The sequence below is a fragment of the Bacteroides sp. CACC 737 genome (assembly GCF_013874375.1).
GTDB classification, from domain to species: domain Bacteria; phylum Bacteroidota; class Bacteroidia; order Bacteroidales; family Bacteroidaceae; genus Bacteroides; species Bacteroides uniformis.
On the sequence record NZ_CP059408.1, the window covers coordinates 1,800,505 to 1,820,214 of the forward strand.

The 19,710-nt window shown below is 40.6% G+C and carries 19 protein-coding genes; 2 read left to right on the forward strand and 17 right to left on the reverse strand.

The features are described 5' to 3' along the window. Nucleotides 1-4: 4 nt before the first annotated feature. On the forward strand, nucleotides 5-1,363 hold the full coding sequence (locus H1A11_RS07750) for a glutamate synthase subunit beta (protein ID WP_181757980.1): 1,359 nt from the start codon (nucleotides 5-7) through the stop codon (nucleotides 1,361-1,363). Between the two features lie 41 nt (nucleotides 1,364-1,404). Beyond that, a complete protein-coding gene (asnB, locus tag H1A11_RS07755; RefSeq protein WP_181757981.1) occupies nucleotides 1,405-3,132 on the forward strand; it encodes an asparagine synthase B in 1,728 nt (575 codons plus the stop codon). Between the two features lie 68 nt (nucleotides 3,133-3,200). Here asnB and H1A11_RS07760 read toward each other — a convergent pair whose 3' ends face one another. The 17 genes from H1A11_RS07760 to H1A11_RS07840 all read right to left on the reverse strand — a co-directional run bounded on the left by H1A11_RS07760 (nucleotide 3,201) and on the right by H1A11_RS07840 (nucleotide 19,707). Further along, complete coding sequence (locus H1A11_RS07760; RefSeq protein WP_005837261.1) at nucleotides 3,201-3,293, reverse strand: smalltalk protein; 93 nt, start codon at nucleotides 3,291-3,293, stop codon at nucleotides 3,201-3,203. A gap of 40 nt (nucleotides 3,294-3,333) precedes the next feature. After that, nucleotides 3,334-3,837: an HU family DNA-binding protein gene (locus H1A11_RS07765; RefSeq protein ID WP_005827604.1), complete on the reverse strand. Its 504-nt coding sequence runs from the start codon at nucleotides 3,835-3,837 to the stop codon at nucleotides 3,334-3,336. Nucleotides 3,838-4,002: 165 nt separating this feature from the next. Further along, entirely contained in the window at nucleotides 4,003-5,307 is a 1,305-nt protein-coding gene (locus H1A11_RS07770; RefSeq protein WP_181757982.1) for an FRG domain-containing protein, read from the reverse strand. Between the two features lie 259 nt (nucleotides 5,308-5,566). Continuing rightward, a complete protein-coding gene (locus H1A11_RS07775) occupies nucleotides 5,567-6,853 on the reverse strand; it encodes a DegT/DnrJ/EryC1/StrS aminotransferase family protein (protein ID WP_044468936.1) in 1,287 nt (428 codons plus the stop codon). A 28-nt stretch (nucleotides 6,854-6,881) separates the two neighbouring features. Beyond that, nucleotides 6,882-7,535 carry a sugar transferase gene (locus H1A11_RS07780; protein WP_181757983.1) on the reverse strand — a complete coding sequence of 218 codons (654 nt, stop codon included), beginning with the start codon at nucleotides 7,533-7,535 and terminating at the stop codon, nucleotides 6,882-6,884. Then, the gene (locus H1A11_RS07785; RefSeq protein WP_155270087.1) at nucleotides 7,513-7,686 is read right to left on the reverse strand and encodes a hypothetical protein; all 174 of its coding nucleotides are present in this window, start codon (nucleotides 7,684-7,686) and stop codon (nucleotides 7,513-7,515) included. Before H1A11_RS07785 ends, H1A11_RS07780 begins: the two co-directional genes overlap by 23 nt. A gap of 458 nt (nucleotides 7,687-8,144) precedes the next feature. Next, on the reverse strand, nucleotides 8,145-8,969 hold the full coding sequence (locus tag H1A11_RS07790; protein WP_181757984.1) for a glycosyltransferase: 825 nt from the start codon (nucleotides 8,967-8,969) through the stop codon (nucleotides 8,145-8,147). After that, the gene (locus H1A11_RS07795; protein WP_117749583.1) at nucleotides 8,969-10,111 is read right to left on the reverse strand and encodes a glycosyltransferase family 1 protein; all 1,143 of its coding nucleotides are present in this window, start codon (nucleotides 10,109-10,111) and stop codon (nucleotides 8,969-8,971) included. Before H1A11_RS07795 ends, H1A11_RS07790 begins: the two co-directional genes overlap by 1 nt. A 12-nt stretch (nucleotides 10,112-10,123) precedes the next feature. Beyond that, nucleotides 10,124-11,101, reverse strand: a complete 978-nt coding sequence (locus H1A11_RS07800) for an acyltransferase (protein WP_181757985.1) — start codon at nucleotides 11,099-11,101, stop codon at nucleotides 10,124-10,126. Beyond that, on the reverse strand, nucleotides 11,079-12,248 hold the full coding sequence (locus H1A11_RS07805; protein WP_117878604.1) for a glycosyltransferase family 4 protein: 1,170 nt from the start codon (nucleotides 12,246-12,248) through the stop codon (nucleotides 11,079-11,081). Before H1A11_RS07805 ends, H1A11_RS07800 begins: the two co-directional genes overlap by 23 nt. A gap of 26 nt (nucleotides 12,249-12,274) precedes the next feature. Then, nucleotides 12,275-13,369: a glycosyltransferase family 4 protein gene (locus H1A11_RS07810; RefSeq protein ID WP_117749580.1), complete on the reverse strand. Its 1,095-nt coding sequence runs from the start codon at nucleotides 13,367-13,369 to the stop codon at nucleotides 12,275-12,277. After that, a complete protein-coding gene (locus H1A11_RS07815; RefSeq protein WP_181757986.1) occupies nucleotides 13,347-14,483 on the reverse strand; it encodes an O-antigen ligase in 1,137 nt (378 codons plus the stop codon). Before H1A11_RS07815 ends, H1A11_RS07810 begins: the two co-directional genes overlap by 23 nt. Nucleotides 14,484-14,578: 95 nt before the next feature. Further along, nucleotides 14,579-15,358, reverse strand: coding sequence for a DUF2334 domain-containing protein (locus tag H1A11_RS07820; protein ID WP_117878608.1), 780 nt, complete (start codon nucleotides 15,356-15,358; stop codon nucleotides 14,579-14,581). After that, nucleotides 15,355-16,539 (reverse strand): hypothetical protein, encoded by a 1,185-nt coding sequence (locus H1A11_RS07825; protein ID WP_117878610.1) that lies wholly within the window; start codon nucleotides 16,537-16,539, stop codon nucleotides 15,355-15,357. The genes H1A11_RS07820 and H1A11_RS07825 overlap by 4 nt, the downstream gene beginning before the upstream one ends. A gap of 4 nt (nucleotides 16,540-16,543) precedes the next feature. Then, nucleotides 16,544-17,617: a hypothetical protein gene (locus tag H1A11_RS07830; RefSeq protein ID WP_181757987.1), complete on the reverse strand. Its 1,074-nt coding sequence runs from the start codon at nucleotides 17,615-17,617 to the stop codon at nucleotides 16,544-16,546. A 24-nt stretch (nucleotides 17,618-17,641) separates the two neighbouring features. After that, a complete protein-coding gene (locus H1A11_RS07835; protein WP_117878613.1) occupies nucleotides 17,642-18,724 on the reverse strand; it encodes a polysaccharide pyruvyl transferase family protein in 1,083 nt (360 codons plus the stop codon). A gap of 11 nt (nucleotides 18,725-18,735) precedes the next feature. Beyond that, the gene (locus H1A11_RS07840) at nucleotides 18,736-19,707 is read right to left on the reverse strand and encodes a nitroreductase family protein (protein WP_181757988.1); all 972 of its coding nucleotides are present in this window, start codon (nucleotides 19,705-19,707) and stop codon (nucleotides 18,736-18,738) included. Nucleotides 19,708-19,710 lie beyond the last annotated feature (3 nt).

Here is a 19,710-nt window from a genome sequence, read left to right on the forward strand (position 1 = left end):
CAATATGGGAGACCCTAAAGCATTCCTCAATATCCCCCGCCAGGAGGCGGGTTACCGTCCGATACACGAACGTATCACAGACTTCAGCCAAGTGGAACAGACACTGAACAGCCACGACCGCAAGCTCCAGGCCTCGCGCTGCATGGACTGTGGCGTACCTTTCTGCCACTGGGCATGTCCGCTGGGCAATAAAGACCCGGAATTCCAAGACGCACTCTACCGAGGCAAATGGCGCGAAGCTTACCGGATACTGTCCAGCACGAACGACTTTCCCGAATTTACGGGACGCATCTGCCCCGCCCTCTGCGAGAAGTCATGCGTACTGAAACTCTCGTGCAACGAGCCGGTCACTATCCGCGAAAATGAAGCCGCCATTGCCGAAGCTGCCTTTCGCGAGGGTTACATCACACCGTGCAAGCCCGAACGTAACGGAAAGAAGGTAGCCGTCATCGGCGCCGGCCCTGCCGGATTGAGTGTCGCCGTACAGCTGAACGCCAAAGGTTACGAAGTTACCCTATTCGACAGCAAACCGATGCCGGGAGGACTGCTGCGCTATGGCATCCCCAACTTCAAACTGGACAAAGCCGTCATCGACCGCCGCATGAAAATCCTCGAGGCCGAAGGAATCTTGTTCGAGATGGGAGTCCATGTCGATGTGCAGAAACTGCCCGCCGGATTCGATGCTTACGCCATTTGTACCGGTACGCCCACCGCCCGCGACCTCTCCATTCCGGGCCGGGAGCTGAAAGGCATCTACTTTGCCCTCGACATGCTGGCACAGCAGAACCATATTCTGGATGGAGACACCTTCCCGAAAGACCAACTCGTCAACGCCCGCGGCAAACGGGTACTCGTCATCGGCGGTGGCGATACCGGGTCCGACTGTATAGGCACCGGCATCCGCCAGGGAGCCGTCAGTGTAACCCAGATTGAAATCATGCCCCAACCGCCCATAGGACACAACCCGGATACTCCCTGGCCGCAATGGCCCGTCGTACTGAAAACCACCAGCAGCCACGAAGAAGGCTGTACCCGTCGATGGTCCCTCGCCTCCACCCGGTTCATCGGAAAGAACGGCAGGGTATGCGGTGTGGAAGTGGAAGAAGTGGAGTGGCTTCCGGCAACAGACGGTAACCGCCCTACCATGAAATCTACGGGTAAGAAAGAGGTCATCGAAGCCGATATGGTACTTCTTGCCATGGGTTTCCTCAAGCCCGAGCAACCGAAGTTTGCAGAGAACGTATTCGTGGCAGGCGATGCCGCCCACGGCGCCAGCCTCGTAGTACGTGCCTTGGCCGACGGACGACGAGTGGCAACAGAAATAGACCGTTACCTCGAACCTCTAAAAGAAAACAAGAAATGATTTCCCTCCTTTTAATTTTTAACCTTTAATTTTTAATTCTCATGTGTGGAATAGCAGGAATCTTCAACATACAGTCTCAAACTCCTGAGTTGAGAAACAAAGCGCTACGGATGGCGCAGAAAATCCGTCATCGTGGGCCGGACTGGAGTGGCATCTACGTAGGCGGCTCCGCCATTCTCGCCCACGAACGCCTCTCCATTGTCGACCCGGAATCCGGCGGACAACCCTTGTATTCACCCGACCACAAGCAGGTGCTTGCCGTCAATGGCGAGATTTACAACCATCGCGACATCCGTGCCCGCTATGCCGGAAAATACGCCTTCCAGACCGGTTCCGACTGCGAAGTCATCCTTGCCCTTTACAAAGACAAAGGCATCCGCTTCCTTGAAGAGCTGAACGGCATCTTCGCCTTCGCCCTCTATGATGAAGAAACGGACGATTACCTCATCGCCCGCGACCCCATCGGCGTAATCCCCCTTTATATAGGACGCGACAAGGATGGACACATCTACTTCGGCAGTGAGCTGAAAGCCCTTGAGGGTTTCTGCGACGAGTACGAGCCTTTCCTTCCCGGCCACTACTACCGTGGGCGCGAGGGCAAGATGCACCGCTGGTACACCCGCGACTGGATGGACTATGCCGCTGTGAAGGACAACTACACTCCTGCCGCCGAACGCAAGGCCGCGCCGGCTTCGATAGGCCGGACAGCCTACGGCACACAAGTCACTGCCGTGCACGATGCCCTCGAAGCCGCCGTACAGCGCCAGTTGATGTCCGACGTCCCCTACGGTGTCCTGCTCAGTGGCGGACTCGATTCTTCCGTCATCTCTGCCATCGCCAAGAAATATGCCGCCAAACGCATCGAGACAGACAACAAGGCAGATGCCTGGTGGCCGCAGCTCCATTCCTTCGCCGTCGGCTTGAAGGGTGCTCCCGACTTGATTAAAGCCCGCGAAGTGGCCCGTCATATCGGTACCGTGCATCACGAGATAAACTATACCATTCAGGAAGGCCTCGATGCTATCCGCGACGTCATCTATTTCATTGAGACTTACGACATAACCACTGTCCGCGCCTCCACCCCCATGTATCTGCTGGCGCGTGTCATCAAAAGCATGGGCATCAAGATGGTACTCAGCGGCGAAGGTGCAGACGAGGTGTTCGGCGGTTACCTTTACTTCCACAAGGCGCCCACACCGCAAGCCTTTCACGAAGAAACCGTGCGCAAGCTCTCCAAACTGCATCTATACGACTGCCTCCGTGCCAACAAAAGCCTTGCAGCCTGGGGAGTGGAAGGACGTGTCCCCTTCCTCGACAAAGAATTCCTGGATGTTGCCATGCGCATCAATCCGGCAGTCAAGATGTGCCCCGGCAAGGAGATAGAAAAGAAAGTAGTCCGCGAAGCCTTTGCCGACATGCTCCCTCAGAGCGTTGCCTGGCGGCAGAAAGAACAGTTCTCCGACGGTGTGGGCTACAGTTGGATTGATACGCTGAAAGCCGTCACTGCCGCCGCCGTCAGCGACGAACAGATGGCACGTGCAGCCGAACGTTTCCCGATACATACCCCGCAAAACAAGGAAGAGTATTACTACCGTACCATCTTCGAAGAGCATTTCCCCAGTGAAAGCGCGGCCCGGAGCGTTCCCAGCGTGCCCAGTGTGGCATGCTCCACCGCCGAAGCGCTGGCATGGGACGCCTCTTTCCAAGGAAAGAACGACCCCAGCGGACGGGCAGTAGCGGGGGTACACGAAGAAGCATACAAGGATTAAAAAAAGAGCTGCCGACAGATTTCCTGCCAGCAGCTCTTCTCATTTTTTATTTATCAAATCCTATCGGACTAAAACATCATTGTCTGTCCGCCAATCACACCTGCCACAGCACTCGCTACGGCAATAATAAGTTTCAAAATCACATTCCACGTTTTCTTCATAAAGATTATCCATTATCTGATTAATAATTCACAGCTACTGTTATCCCAGTGGATTCTCACCTTGGTCTCCATCCGAATCCGAGCCTCCTCCTTCCGAACCGGAGCCGCCATCTGTAGAAGTCTTCCCCTTAAGATAATCATCCAAACTCACCAAATCCAGCCTTTCTCCAGCACGGGTAGCAGCCTTCGATATCTTCAGTTCCCTATTCGCCTGAAAACAGATACGGACGCTCTCCACACTCTTGGCTGTCACGTCATCAGCCTTTTCCTCACCTTTCGATTTGGCTGCCAGTATAAAGACACCCAGCCCGGCTATATTAACCGTCTTTCCTTCCAGCAACTGCTCTTTCAGCTTTTCCACAAAGTTCTGCATCGTACTCTTGATGTCACCGATAGACAGAGAAGAGCGGTCCTGCATCTTCTGTGCAATAAATGCCAAATCCACGCTTTGCCCCAATGTCACCAACTGCGGATAATACTTCTTGGGAGAGTTTTCAACCCTGGGGTCCGACGGTCTCTCCACCGTCCTGAAAATTACACTCATACTTTTTTTCTTTAGAGATTTAAATTCGTTTTCCTATTCACACGTTTCGTTGATCAACGATGCAAAGGTGAGGATTAAAAACTATGTAGCCAAAGAAAAAAGGTGCTTGGGAGTAGTTTTTCTGAGAAAAGTGCATATAGTTGAGATAGAATGTCACCATTTACTTCATATCCACCAATCCTTTTCCGTCAGATACGGATTACCAAACATATCCTCCATTCTTGCTGGAACTTTTGTCCATTGGGTATTGTCGGGGGCTTTCATCTTTTTTCTCGTACATGGAGTATTGGTGTAGTTTTTCCACTCAGCACCTTCAGGACCATCAGGACATGCTATCATCAAAAGCATTTGCTGGGTTTCCAACTGCTTCAAAGATCTGAATGCATGCTCATTATGTATGCCTACAATACGTTGCTGCCCGTCGTTGCTATCTTCAACACCTTCATGTTCAAACCATTGCTTTCGGAAAATGGTAGAAGCCATCGATTTACCTAAATCGTTGTTCCATCGTTCGATTATTTGAGTACGTTCCTCTGCGGTAAAGACCACATCTTCAACTCTTGTTTTTAACTTGATGCCGTTTGGCAAGCACTTCTTCAACTTATTGCCAGAAAATCCTTTAGGTCTGTAGTCGCAAAATGTTTCGTTGAACACATCGAATGAAAAGACTTCCTGCTTAGTAATTGACTTTGCTTTATCCACTAATTCATCTTTTATCCAAAGTCCATCACCATCAGCAAATTTTCTGTAGTAAGCTTCCGACTCCTCACATGTGAACGTAAACCTATACATATACGCTTTCAAGCTTTCCTCCTTTGACAGATGCAAGCCATACCCTTGCTGTGCTCCAGGACGTCTGAATGCCTGCAAACCAATAGGCTTGATACTTCCATTTAAGAATCCGTTCCCATCCAACATAGGGATTGGTTCATTATCGAATATCGGCAGAAAGACATATAGAACAGCCTCATGCTCCTTGCCATCATTATGATAGCAGTACCTGTCATGTTCGCTGTCGTAAGGACACATTGCAAAGAACAATGCCACCTCCAAACTACTTGTCAAATCCAGAACCGAGGTCTTTAAACCATAATGTTGCGCCAACCCTTCTTCATCTACAAGAAATCTATGTTTCCGGAAAAACTGCTCCACTACAGGGTGGGATGCCAATAAACGTCGGAACACCACAAGGCGCATCCTCTCCACGAACACTTCTACATCTGTCGGATTACCACGATAAAGCGAAGGCGAACAAGGAATATACTCTTCACCTTGACCGCGGAAGAGAAAATGCAAAGTTCCTACTTGAGGAATTAAACACTTCGTATCCCCTTTCCCTGTTAGTACAGCCTCAAAAATTCCACCGCACTTCTGCTCGAGAATAGCTTTATTCGCAGGTGTATGCTCATACATTAAATCCCGCTTTACTATCTCGTTGTGGATAGTTTGTATTAGTTCTGATAAAATCATAATCCTGTTCTTAGAATTCCTGTCTCAGCTACATGATTTTTAGGATATGTAGTTCGCAAAAAACTTTTTGTCGTTCGTCGCGAATCCTCAATATTTTTTATAGTAACAGACTTTATTTATTGATTGCAATTTTCGACAAAGATATTTAATATCCTAATAATAATCAACTATTTAAGCATCATACCTTGATTTATCTGTCTTCTGAGGCCAGAACAAATAACTAATGAACTGCCAAACACCAATAAAAAACTGTTTCATATTAATTGATAATCGCCTCCTTGATGCAATCAACAATATAACGTACATCATCATCCGTCACATACGGACCAGCTGGCAAACAGAAACCAATCTTAAAGATTTCTTCCGACACACCACTCACGTATGCCACAGCATCAGCGTATACCGGTTGCTTATGCATCGGCTTCCACACAGGGCGACATTCAATCTTCTTCGAGAACATGAACATGCGAAGAGCCTCCACATTGGCGTTAGGCTGACAATCCGTAACAGCCGAATTTACCTCTTTAACCACACCGGCAGCACCACCTACGGCAGTTTTGATGACTTCCTTGTAAGCTTTCTCCTGACCTTGGATATAAATGTCCTCATCAAGAGTAGCTGCACAGAGCCAGAAGTTTGAGTCGTAACGAGAATCGGCAGGCTGTTCATGCAGATGTATACCTTTAACGTCTTTCAGCAGCTCCTTATATAGTTTTTGCACATGCTTGTGATGCGCAATATGATTATCGAGCACCTTCATCTGACCACGACCAACACCTGCACACACGTTACTCATACGGTAGTTGTAACCGATTTCCGTATGCTGATAATAAGAGTACGCATCGCGCGCCTGAGTAGCGTGCCACATAATATTGTTTGCATCCTCCTCGTTACGGCAAATCAACGCACCACCGCCCGAAGTCGTAATCATCTTGTTGCCGTTGAACGACAACACACCAAAACGACCGAACGTACCCAGCACCTGACCATTGAAGCGAGAACCCAGCCCTTCGGCGGCATCCTCAATCACAGGAATACCATACTTGTCTGCTATCGCCATAATGCGCTCACAGTCGTAAGGCATACCATAGAGTGCCACAGGAATTATTGCCTTCGGATACTTACCTATAGCCGCCTTGCGCTCAATGATAGCTTTTTCCAACAACTCCGGATCCATATTCCAAGTTTCTCGCTCCGAGTCGATGAACACTGGCTTTGCACCAAGATAAGTAATAGGATGCGAAGAAGCACAGAAGGTGAACGACTGCACGCACACCTCATCCCCCGCCTTTACACCACATGCAATCAATGCTAAGTGAACAGCAGCAGTACCAGCAGAGAGGCACACCACCTTTCGGGCAAGCTTTGAGCCATCAGAATTCGCATTTGCAAAATCAGCAAGATTCTGTTCAAATGCGTTAACATTTGGCCCCATCGGAACCACCCAATTGGTGTCAAATGCCTCTTTGACATATTTCTGTTCATAGCCTTCCTCACTCATATGAGCAAGGCAAAGGTATATTGTTTTTCTTTCTTCCGTAGACATAATATTTTGATTAGTTGTTTTCAATCAATTAGACTTCCTCACCGGCAAATTTCACTTTGAATCCAAGTAGCGTAGCAAAGATTATCTCAATATCCTTGATAAAGCTATAATGACGATAATAATAGCAGTTTAGGCGTACCTTATCTGGATAGATAACAGTATCATTATATTCTGTAGCAATTTCTTGCATCGGACGAACATCACCCTCTGCCTGACGTTTCGCTACAAATTCACTAATCATTTCGTCTTCCAGTCGATACTTCAACGTCGCCGGGCCAGTAATACCTGGGCGAAGTTTCAATACATCCTTATCATTGCCTGTCAGTTTATCGGCATACCCAGGCACATCAGGGCGTGGCCCCACGAAAGACATATTGCCAATCAGTACATCCCAAAGACCGGGAAGTTCATCCAACTTATAGTGACGAAGAGTTGCGCCAAAGGGAGTAATACGGCTATCGCCTGCCACAGAAACAGTAGAACCATTATGTTTGACAGTCATCGTACGAAACTTATGGCAATTGAACAGCTTACCATTTTTCCCCACGCGCTTCTGAACAAAGAATACTGATCCTCCTGGCATCTTTACCTTTACCATTATTGCCACTACAAGTAATACCGGCCAAAAAAAAAGTAATCCCCCAAGCGCTACGATTCGGTCAAATAGCCATTTTAGTATCATTTTTCTTGTATTTATTCAAATTTTGAAACTTCGCCAGTAAGCACTCATCTGTAATATCTACATCTGCAATTCTTACATCAAGTTTTCTATCATGAATCTCCTGCTTATACGCATCAAAGAGTTTTTTACGTGTTCCAAACAGCTCTTCCAATGCATATTTAAAAGGTTCGGATATCTCAACGACGTAATATAGAGGCTACAATCTTACTGCCAAGATGAAACACATCTAATATAAGTTTCAGGAACCGAGATATGCCCATGTACTGTATCTAAAAATTTCTTTTCTCTCATAATTCAAAGATGTTTTTAACGATTTCAGAAAGTGAATCTCGTGTTTCGAAGACGATAGAACTGACGTTCAAAGCAATCTTGTATAGCCTTGTTCTTTGGGAGAACAATGTATTACATTATCAACCTCCACCATATCCATTATATGTTGAATGACTTGTTCTTGCTTCCAATGCTGATAAACTGGTCTTTCTGTGAATCCACTTCAATCTCTTCAAAAGTAAACTAAGTATCTGTTCTTCCATGAGAGAGTGCACTACCTATGATATCAGCTATTTCAATATTCTTTTACATACTATTTCGCTAAATTTTCAAGACTTGTCATCTGAACACTTTATATGCAATCTTTTTCACCCATGCAGGACTTACCAGCACGATGAACATCATATAACCGAAGACTGTTGCTCCAAAGCCATAACCCAGAGTCTTGTTGATCTTCTTGCGATCTTTGAGTTGCTTCTTGGCAAAAGCCCAACCATTGCGTCTCTTCTTGAAGAGAGCATTGGTAAAGCGGAAGCGAAGAACAACATCTGGAATGTTAGCATGCTTCGTTCCCTTGCTCATACCATCCACCCAAAGCATCGTGTCTTGATTTTGGCGATACTCTGGACGATACTTGCATCCAGCCTTATCGAAGAAGCTCTTGCGGAACAGAACCGCCGGATGCGCATGAGGATTTCTACGAGCAAAGAACTCATAGCACTCCTTCGGACCTTCAGGATAGACAATCATCTTACCACGGCTCTCGCTATTCTCGTCAATCTCCTCAATAGCCCCTCCCACTACATCTATCTCAGGATGAGCCAATAGGTATGCCATCTGTTTCTCTAAACGCTCAGGCATTGAAATGTCATCCGCATCCATACGAGCGATATATTTATAGCCTTCCTTGAAGCAGATGTCAAGTAGGTCGTTCAGCACAATAGCCAAGCCTCTGTTCTTGGGGAACCACTGTACGGATACATTGTCCTTGGTTTCATAGTCTTTTAAACAAGAAACCAGTTCTTCTCCCACAGGCCCATCTACTCCAATGATAAGCGTGAAATCCCCCTTGTAAGTCTGCTTTAAGATACTATTAAGAGACAAGCGCACATGAGGCACTTTGTCGTTCTTGTATACTGGTAATATTACCGCTATTTTTTCCATTATTGAAGAGTTGATTTTTTTTTCAGCTTATAATCCACAATTCCTAACTCATTCATAAAAGTTTCTACAGATACACGAGAGCTAAATTTGGCCAGTTGTTCGGGGATATTTTTAATAAATTCTTCGCAATAAGCTTCGATATGTCTAAAACCGTTTGAAATATCTTGTACATCAAATGGATTGACCATAAAGCCAGCTCCTCCAACTACTTCTGGGAGACTTGTCGTATTTGAGGTCAAAGCAGGTCTACCATAGCTAAAACCTTCAATGGGGGGAATTCCAAAACCTTCACAAAACGAAAGCAATACCACAGCTTTACAATGAGCCAACAACCAATCAACATTATTTCGTGATTGGTATCCAATATAATGGATACAATCTTTTCCATCCACATACTTCACCATTTCATCACCGTATGTTGTTGGTTTTCCTGCAATGATTAATTGCACATCACTTCTCCCCTGCACAAACTCTAAAAAACCGTCAATCATTCCTTTTATGTTTTTCCCTGGCTGTAGGTTTCCAACATAGAAGAAGAATGGTTTATCGATATCAACAGACTTACCATGAACATCATTCAGATCGTCTGGTCGCATTGGAATATAGTTGCTTTTAGGAAGGACGAAGTTATATGTTAACGAAAGTTTGCTCTCTGAAACACCTATGTATTTAACAATTTCTTCATAACTGAATTTTGAAACCGTTAGTACTTTATCACATAACCAACAATATACTTTTGTCATAAATGTAAGATATGCCCTTTGAAGCAAACCATATCTTTGTCTCGTAGTGATATAATAAACATCATGAAGGGTGAATATTTTTTTACATTTTGCAAACAATGGCATAGAGGTACAATAGCTATAAAGTACATCGCAAGGCTCCAGATATTTATAAAATAGCGTCTGTTCAAAAATCACCCTTTTTATGCCCATTCCCAAATTTGGCACACTTACATACTTAACGTTAAGTGAATTTGGAATGCCAATATATCGTTCTGATATCTGAGTTTGTTTATAGATTATGAATTCGCAATTTCGAATTTCATATTCACCCATAGCTTGCAATAACATTTGGATATATCTAAATGCTCCACTTCCTTTTTCTGTAGGTAATGCGATAAGATTTATTCCTATTCTCACCTTGATGCTATTTTAGACTTTTCCGAGAAATACAATCGATGAATACTTGTTACAACCTGCTAGAATAGTCATACAGTAGGCTAATGAAATAATCACCAGTACCGATAAGCAAAAGTAACATGTAGATGCCAAGTTTACTCCATTGATAAAACCATTATCGTGTAAATACTGCAAACATCGTAATGGAAAATAGTGTAGAGTATATATTCCCATAGTGTTTCTGCCAATATTCAGAACAATTGGATTAGAGAAGTTTTTTTCAAATCGTCTGCATAAACACAACCAAAAGTGACAACCAACAAAATTTGTTAATATCCAAATAACTAAGTCTATGATACCATCAACTGATTTTACATATTGAACATAATACAATGTTCCTAGTATATACAAAATAGAAGATACTATCCATACTTTATTATTTTCAATATTATCACCTTTAAAAATATTTGATAGTGCATACCCTGCTGCAAAAAACAAATAGTATCTTCGGAAACTCATTAAAGACAACCAACAAGAAATGTCAGCAGGCAAAAATACGCACAATAAGTTGACTACTACGAATGGAGAAAATAGTATCAAAATCTTTATTAACAAATTGCTGGTTCTTGAAATCAAACCAATCAAACATCTATAAACACATAAAAATTCAAATAACGTCAATAAAAACCAATATCCCGATTTGGTGTCAGCAAAATCATTTGCATTAAAGAAGTGCTCTCTATAAAGTGCTCCTATGAATAAATTATATGCGATAAAGCAAGTGAAGAAAGGTAACATCAACCTGACTGCCAGCCTCTTTAACCAGCCTTTTTGAAGACTTTTTTCTGACTTTAGCAACAGTCCGGAAATTATGAAAAACAGAGATAGAAAATAGGTGTTTATAAATGAATAAATAATCTGATTATCTATCAAGTAATTTTCAACATGATATATTATTACAGACAAAATAGCGATGAATTTAGCTATATCATAATAGTTTTTTCTTTCCATAGTTGTTAATGAACTTAAGAATATTTGCCACCCTATTTTGAATTGTTAATGATTGAGATTTCAACAATGAGCCTTTTGAGAGTTTATGTCGAAGCGTTTTGTCTTCATAAATTTTTTTGATAGCATTTGCTATTTCATCTACATCCCTCGGATTTATTAAGATTGCAACCTCTTTACTCAATATATCAAAATTGAACGGTAAGTTTGATGATATTATCGGCAGCCCACAGGCCATGGCCTCTATCACGGAATTAGGACATCCCTCAGCTAAAGAAGGGAGCACAAAAACATCTGCACAATTCAAATAATATACGATTTCGTGATGAGGTAATCCATCCATAAAAAGAATACCTTCACAATCAGGTTTTTCGGTTTCGTTATCTGCCACAGTTCCAACAAATATACTCTTGATGTTGGGATTATTTATCTTCTTGATTGCATCAGAAACGCGAAGAGCACCTTTCCGGTTATTAAATCGACCACAAAAGGCAATAATAAACACATCTGTCGGGAACCCCATTTTTTTTCGGGCTTTATTTCTGTCAATATGGTAAAATTCTTCCGGATCAAAAGCATTGGGCAATACTATGCATTGTGGATATTCTGTTAATCCCAAACCTACACTTTCATCCATATTTTTTGTAGACACACAGATTACTCCTGCAACACCTTGATTTAATATTTGTACTTCCTTTTTCGACAAAAATCTGCAAATATTGATTTTGTCCTCACCCGAAGCGACAAACAAGGGAATATTTGTCTTTCTGGCTGTTCGTTCAATATTAAACCCATTTGCCCAAAAATGTGAATAGTAGATATCAGGTTTTAGTCTATTTTTAAATACAGCAAACTCAGTAGCAAGCCTATTTATTTGGAACGTTAATTTCCCCAACACTCCCTCTCCACAAGTGATAGAATACGGTCTATAAATTGTGATTTTTTTAAGGATCCCATTTACGTAAAACTCATCGCAGAATTTTTTTGGAGCCATTTTCCCTCCTCGAATAAAGTGATTCGTCAATGACTGAGGAGCTATTACTGTCACCTCGCATCCTTGCCTTGTCAATTCGCGAGCAAGCACCTGAATAAATGATGAATATGGTAATCCTTCCGATGGATAACCATCGGAAGTTATACAGATCTTCATATCAACTTTATTAACCTATATAACTATTAATTATAGAGATTAAGGTCCTTGAATAAAAGTTCCCATCTCTCTATAATTTTGTCAATTTCAAATTCTCTTGCTCTTATTAGAGCATTCCGTTGAATGCAAGCTCTATATTCGTCATCCACTAATAGAAATCCAAGTGCGCGTGTTAATTCTTTCACATCACCTGATGGACATACTAACCCTTCCTCACGAGAACGAATAATTTCCTTTTGCCTTCCTTTCCAATCACATGCTATACAAGCACATCCTTGAGACATAGCCTCTGTTAATACCATTCCGAATCCCTCAAAACGGCTGCTTAGAACAAAAATTTCTGAACTTCTATAATAATCGATTATGTTATTTTTGAATCCAAGGAATTTTATTTGAGAACCACAATCAAGATTTATAGCTAATTTTGTTAGAAATTCTTTAGAGCAATCAGACCCGTCCCCCAATATCTGTAATTCCCAATCAGGGAATTTTGCACACAATTTACCCCATGCCCTAATTAAGAGATCAAAGCCTTTGGTCTGCCAGACATCCAAACGTCCAGCAGCAAGAATAACTTTACTCTTTGCTGGGACTGAATCACATACTTCAAACGAAACAGGATTTGGCATAGTGTATGTTTCTTTTTTCTTAGGTAATAATAATTTTCTATCAACATCCGTTAACACAGTAATAGCATCGAATATCCTATTAAGGTGATATTTTTCAAAATGCCTAAATCTATTAACTTCACTATTCCCTTTTGGCCATTCATAGGCATTATGATCTGTATAAATGATTTTCTTGCCTAGCCCGAATACCGCCAATTTTGACCACCACCCATATGGCTCTTGAACTGCCAAAATAACATCAGGATTTACTTTTTTTATATATTGTCGATACATTAACAAACGAGAAATATACCTTGCAATTTTATTTGAACGTGTAGGAACTATATAGTTAATTTTTACATTCAAACTAATCGAATAAGAAATTGGCCTTTGATTATCAAATAGGGCAACATAAACATCATGATGAAACTTTGCAAATCCATTAGCCCACAATGACGCAACTCTTTCTGCTCCACCTTTTGACAGACAATTAACGCTTAGAATTATTTTCATATCTAATAATTGTTTTAGACTTTATATATAACGCAAGGCTGATACTATAAAAACCAAAACACCCAACATCTACAAGAGTATTACCTGTAAATGAATACAAAATATAAAAAATCTGGAGATATACGGAACATTCAATATATGGCATCACTCTTATAGATGCTATACGCAATTGTTGTATTGAATCTATAAGTATATTTAGCAGAGGAAAAATAAACAATATCAAACCTATAATTCCCTGTTCACACAAAACCTGTAGATATGCATTATGAACATCGGTATAAGCATGTGTAACTTCCTTAAACAGACCAGCACCTATACCAAATATTGGAGATTGAGAAAATGCCTTGTATGCAATTTCATACAAATCAAATCGTCCAGTCGAGATGTCTTCGCCCATTTGACTACCAATATATGACTTTGCAAAACGATTAACAACCGGAACATCTATAAAAATATCGATATTTTGTACAAAAAAGGAGAAAAGACAATAACCAATAATCCCCAAAAATAAGAGGAAGAATGATAGTTTAATAATATTACCTTTCTTAAACGATGAAATCATTAAAGGTATTGTTACAGCCATTGCAGCAAAACTACGCTTTCCAGTTAAAAAAAGAGCTACGAAAATTATAACCAACAACAGAATCTTCCCAAGATTGCATTTTTTATGATTTGAGATAATAAAAAAGAATGATAGTATCAAAATTACCGCAGTTACTCCTAACTGATATGTAAATCCAGCATATCCAATTTCATTTGAAAACCAAGACTCTATTTGATCTGAATTTGAAAAAAAAAACAAGGCGAATCCATAATACAAATTTGGCAACAGCATTTGTACCAATATTCCAACAAAACAAAACAATCCTGATCCTATGATAAATTTATTCGAAATAGAATTATCGGTAATTTCCTTTGCCGAAAGCAAAATAAACAGACAGATGAGCCATTGCGCAACCTTATATGTATCAAATTGTACAAGATAGCACAGAATACTATATATAATAAATGGAATAAATGAGCCGACTCGCCATAATGTTACTTTTTTCCCCACCCTTGAGCATGCAAATACAAATAGTAGAAGCGGAACCAAACAAATAAGATAAAGCATCATCTGGTTAAACAGAATCGTAACCCGAAAAACCCACCCCCATAACATAAAAAACAGGAATGAAAGATATGCATACCGCAAAATACTTTCTTTAGTCATTATCTGAGACTACTTAATGCCAATTTGACAATTCTGACAACAATAGGCCTAACATTATATTGCCAAAAAACATATCCTCGTTCATAAAGGCGCATAAAGCTAGAGAAAAAAACAAGTTGTTTGCTATAGTTATCAAAGGGTGATATATACAGAGCATAGTTTTCCAATGTATTTTTCAAATCGTAGTAATCTTTACATTTATCATCACGCGCCCATTCATGAGCATGAAAAATTGATGTATAATATTTTTTTCCCCCAATTCGAGCCGCACCTTGATTAATAACAGGAAAAAAAGTTACTCCATGCCAATTATATGGCATTGGACTTTTACCGTCGCTTACATATTTGAAGCCATTTGCAGATAATGCTCTTACTGTATTTTTATCGTAGCTATGAGCAGGAGCAAAAAAAATATTCGTGTAGATATTATGCGACTCAAGAATAGCTTTTCCATCTCGGATTATTTCATACTGAATATTATACGGCAACCCTGCGAATTCGGAATTTATGCGCTTATTTAAAATTCCATGTGCTTTTGAACAGAATGTATGATGATATCCATGCATAGCTATGGTATACCCCTCCATCTGTTTCATTCTTAGCCATTGCCAAAAATCCACTCTAGGTTTATTTATCATCAAATCTGGATCTTGACAATCTGGTATGACCCCAATCAATGGTTTTACATTATATTGAAGGAGCAAGTCTTCAGCTCTTTTCCATTGCTCCCAATCCATTGTCGGACAAATATCATCAAATCGAATCAATATTTTTTTCATTCTTTAAATCCAAACAACAACCTAATTCTTCTACTTATACCGCATTGCAATATTTTAATAATATATGAGACAATAGGCATTTTATCATATTTATTATAATAGTAACAACATTCAGTGTTCCTGAGTTGCTTAATCCAAGTAACCAATGAAACTTTTTTGTTATGTAATACATTATTAAAGAAATCGTCTGGTTCAACCATAGCCTTAAAAGTATCTGTTCGAAGTTTCATCTCTTCATAAGGTATTCGTCCAAGAAGTGTAGATTTTGCCCAAAAGTAAGGCATATTCCCCCCACATACAGTGATTGCATAGTTCCACGTAGAAGCACGTAGATTTATTTCAAGAAAGTATTTCTCATCATTCGGCCCCTTCATGAATTCAATCTCAAATATTCCATTGTATTTTGTTTTCTTAAATAATTCAAGAATTTTATTTTTAAATTCGCCTTCTGGAAATGGAATCATATTCATATAATGGCCATAACTATTATTATAATAGCGAATGTAGTCTGCCATATATGGAATAAAAATATTCATACCATCGTTAATAGCAAAACCTTCTATACAGAACTCACCTTTCTTATGAACATACTCCTGAAGAATTAATTTTGGAGATTTGATTTTTTCGTAAGCCTCTTTCAGTTCATTTTCATTCTGGCAAATATAAACATCACCCTTCCAAGCTCCCATGGTTGAAGCAAGCACCTTGGTAATTACGGGATATTTCAAAATTGTGGGTAAAACTCCAGTATCAACAACTTCCTTCTTAGGAGTTTCAAAACCAACTTCTCCTGCCAATGTAGTGATATTATCCTTATTCTGAAGCCAAGTAACACGTCCTTGTTCACCTGCATTATAGAAAAAGAACTTATCCTTTAACTCATCATAGTACTGATCAAGAAAACTTTCTGTTGTATCATCACTACAATATATGAAAGGCTTATATTCCTCATTTCCGTATTCGGACAACAATAACTTATACCCTTCCTCCAACGAACTTACACGATGGAGCTTCGATACATAACGACAATGATTTATAAGAATAGGTTTAGGAGTATAAAGGATTGAAATCGGATTCAACCCTTTTTCACCTAAACTTCTGATAACATTAAGTGGATTGTAATGATCTTGTGAAAATACTATAAATTTGTGTTTTCTTAATTTAACATCAATATTTTCCATTCTCTTATTTCTTGTTTATTTTAACTTTGATATCATTCACAATCATAAACGCTACGAGAATAAAACCGAGATATCCGTTCAGACCGTAAATTACATTCAGTAGCGGACGGTAAGGCACATAACACGCTATCACGCATCCCAATGCACCTCCTACCACAGTCAGCCACTTGTATTTGCTTGTGCCCTCGTCTGAAAACTTGCGAATGCCTATCCAGAGCAACGGGCAAGCTGAGGTATAGATACCAATGAAGATGGTGATAGCAAACACCTCTGCAAGCCATGGATGAATGGTGTAAGCCAAAGCTAAAGCAGGCACACTAGCATTCCAAGCTAAGTCAATGTTGGCAATCAAAGCAATGCAGCACACAGCAGACACACTGAAAATAGCTACAGCAGACATCAACATACCCATATTCACCTCCCTTTTATTGTGACGCGCACCAATACCACTTAGGAAAGCCGCAAACCATAGAATCACAAAGCCACCATAGCTGGCTCCCGAAACAAACGGATTGCCGTCGCCTACCTGCTTAATGGTGTACTTGCCCGAATCCACCGCTTCAAATCCTGCCCCGAGGTTACTCCAACCAATAATGGCGGTATAGAGTGCTACCCCGATGATTAGCACAATGATAAGCGGTCCGAGGATACTCAGAATTCTCACGATACCGTGCAATTTCGTAATAGCAGTCAGCACCACCAAAACCGTCAACAATACGGCTCCCATACTGTTGGGCAATCCCCATTGCTCCATGGCAGTCGAGTTGGCTCCACCACACATCACCACAAAGCTCATATAACAGAACATAACCGAGAAATTGTTGAAGAACCTGCCAATCCACTTACCACAATAGACCTCGTAGATGTCACCGCCGTTCTTCAGCTGAAAGCGATGTCCGTTGTTGACGAACGAAATGTTAGTATATACATAAACCAGCGCTGCCACAGCTATCACAACCCCAAACTGACTACCGTACGATGCTTCATATTGCATCACCTCTTGCATGGTGGCAAATCCTGCTCCGATGTAGAATGCAATACATGCACCACAGAAGCTGAATACTCTTTTTAATGACATAGTTCTATTCAATTTGAGTGACGATTAGTTTTCACATTTAGTTTCTGAATTTATACAATTCCGGATATACTCTACAGACTCACTAATAAAAATATTCAAACATGGTTCTATAACAGAATAATCTACTGGCGAGAATTTAACAGTTTCTCTAGATTCTTTCATTCTATCCAATGCACCAATACGACGCAGGAGATTCTCAGATCTGTCAACCTCATAGTTGGCAAGGAAATAAAAATCCTTCCGCATTGCTATGGGAAGAGCTGTTCCGTGGAAAGATGATGCTACCACACATCTAGCATTCAGTATGTAGCCAACTAATTCTTGTACATTTACTTCGGGTATCGTCTTATGAATATGCTCTACACCTTCATATTGCTCGTTAGGCCCCATCAATGTAATTACTTTACAATCGAGTTGCTTTGCAATATTAGCAACAAAATCTTTAGACTGAGGATGATATTCCATTTGATAATAAAGTACATAATTTTCCTCTTGAGGCTTGATAGCTATATTTTCATAGTCTTTACGGCTAATAAGCAAAGTGGGATCGACAACCGTTTGAATTTGTTTGTCTGTCAAAGGAGCCATTTCATTGCGCAAGGAATCTTCACGTGTTGATAGAAAATCAAAGTTTTTGAGATAGCCTTTCAACTCTGCATATTCTGCATTAGAGTAACTATGATCCGTTCCCATACTAGCTGCATAAGTTGCCTTTTTGCCTTTAAACTGACCCCAAAACACAGAATCGAAACCTCTGTTTATACGTTTACTCCATACTTGATCGCTGCCAATAAAATAAATGTCGTATTGATTAGATATTTCAGAAGCAGAATAGTAAATAATATTGCTTGTAGGCACGAAAGATTTACTAAAAGAGCGGAAATTCTTCCTTTTTTTCATTGATTTACGTAAACACAAGATGGACGCTAAAAAACTTTTTAAACCTCTCATGTTTATCAACTGATATGATTGCTCTATAGCCTTAGATCTATAGTCTACAACCTCCACATTATACCCCATAGTATTAAGTTTTTTCGCTAATGCGAAGCATTGCAATGCACCTCCATAGTTACAAGCACGGTGGAATGTTAGTATTCCTATTTTCATAATTTATAAAATTATACAATTGAGTATACATTTTCAATATCTATCCTTTGTGACTTTGCTACTAGAAACTCTTTAGAAGCATTACCTATAGTGATAAAACATACTGGAATTTCTGACATCGGAATATTCAGACGTTTATGGATTTCTTTAACCAACTTTGAACCCATATCGGCATTTAAGGGACAAGCAGCAATATGCTTATAATGTAAAGCATACAATAGATTCATCGTAAAGATACCCGCATCAAGAAATGCTGAATTTCTATCAACAGGGGCCCAATTAGACATGTCTGTAGATACCAAAAGTATTTTATCTGCAAGATGTCCAAATCCTCGGGTTCCATTCTGAATGCTCAATACATATTCTTTAGCCTCTTTTGACTGAATAATTTTTACTCTTGTTGCCTGTCGGTTACATGCTGATGGAGCGTTTTGTGCTATACGAATAGCATCGATTACCCTATCGATGTCAACCTTGTCATTAGAATAATGCCTAAGGCTCCTGCGACTAAAAGAAAATTTTTCGAAATCAACATCTTCCACAAAATAACTTTCTGCCGTACAAGGTATACTGAAGTTTTCTTGCTCATCTAACCTATATCGCATCAAGTTCTCAATACCTTTTACAATATCTTCAGGCAATGCGAAAGATGCTTTTTTATGAACTGCCAGATACTCTGCAAGATCATTTAAAGCTGCTTGTACTTGAATAGGACTTGCGTCATAGTTAGAAATATACTCATTTATATATTTTACTAAGTTTCTTACTCGTTGTTGTCCAAATCCAAGTCTCCTATTAGGCATTGTTAAACCTTTTTCTAATACATGAGAGTCTACGAGAAGTACTGCGAGCTCAGATTCTTTGGTCTTAATCAAGCGACTTCTTCGTAATTGGAAATAAGTCCAGAAAATATCATGCTTAAGCATTTTCGGGAAATTTTTTATTATTCTTAGCGAATTGAGTATTATTTTTACAGTATTCATGTG

Excerpts from the sequence above, each read along its gene's own strand:
- H1A11_RS07775 (WP_044468936.1), bottom strand. The coding sequence starts at position 6,853 with ATGTCTACGGAAGAAAGAAAAACAATATACCTTTGCCTTGCTCATATG.
- H1A11_RS07750 (WP_181757980.1), top strand. The coding sequence starts at position 5 with ATGGGAGACCCTAAAGCATTCCTCAATATCCCCCGCCAGGAGGCGGGT.
- H1A11_RS07825 (WP_117878610.1), bottom strand. The coding sequence starts at position 16,539 with ATGGAAAATATTGATGTTAAATTAAGAAAACACAAATTTATAGTATTT.
- H1A11_RS07805 (WP_117878604.1), bottom strand. The coding sequence starts at position 12,248 with ATGAAGATCTGTATAACTTCCGATGGTTATCCATCGGAAGGATTACCA.
- H1A11_RS07760 (WP_005837261.1), bottom strand. The coding sequence starts at position 3,293 with ATGAAGAAAACGTGGAATGTGATTTTGAAACTTATTATTGCCGTAGCG.
- H1A11_RS07840 (WP_181757988.1), bottom strand. The coding sequence starts at position 19,707 with ATGAATACTGTAAAAATAATACTCAATTCGCTAAGAATAATAAAAAAT.
- H1A11_RS07790 (WP_181757984.1), bottom strand. The coding sequence starts at position 8,969 with ATGGAAAAAATAGCGGTAATATTACCAGTATACAAGAACGACAAAGTG.
- H1A11_RS07780 (WP_181757983.1), bottom strand. The coding sequence starts at position 7,535 with ATGATACTAAAATGGCTATTTGACCGAATCGTAGCGCTTGGGGGATTA.
- H1A11_RS07815 (WP_181757986.1), bottom strand. The coding sequence starts at position 14,483 with ATGATGCTTTATCTTATTTGTTTGGTTCCGCTTCTACTATTTGTATTT.
- H1A11_RS07820 (WP_117878608.1), bottom strand. The coding sequence starts at position 15,358 with ATGAAAAAAATATTGATTCGATTTGATGATATTTGTCCGACAATGGAT.
- H1A11_RS07765 (WP_005827604.1), bottom strand. The coding sequence starts at position 3,837 with ATGAGTGTAATTTTCAGGACGGTGGAGAGACCGTCGGACCCCAGGGTT.
- H1A11_RS07830 (WP_181757987.1), bottom strand. The coding sequence starts at position 17,617 with ATGTCATTAAAAAGAGTATTCAGCTTCTGTGGTGCATGTATTGCATTC.
- H1A11_RS07800 (WP_181757985.1), bottom strand. The coding sequence starts at position 11,101 with ATGGAAAGAAAAAACTATTATGATATAGCTAAATTCATCGCTATTTTG.
- H1A11_RS07810 (WP_117749580.1), bottom strand. The coding sequence starts at position 13,369 with ATGAAAATAATTCTAAGCGTTAATTGTCTGTCAAAAGGTGGAGCAGAA.
- H1A11_RS07835 (WP_117878613.1), bottom strand. The coding sequence starts at position 18,724 with ATGAAAATAGGAATACTAACATTCCACCGTGCTTGTAACTATGGAGGT.
- asnB (WP_181757981.1), top strand. The coding sequence starts at position 1,405 with ATGTGTGGAATAGCAGGAATCTTCAACATACAGTCTCAAACTCCTGAG.
- H1A11_RS07770 (WP_181757982.1), bottom strand. The coding sequence starts at position 5,307 with ATGATTTTATCAGAACTAATACAAACTATCCACAACGAGATAGTAAAG.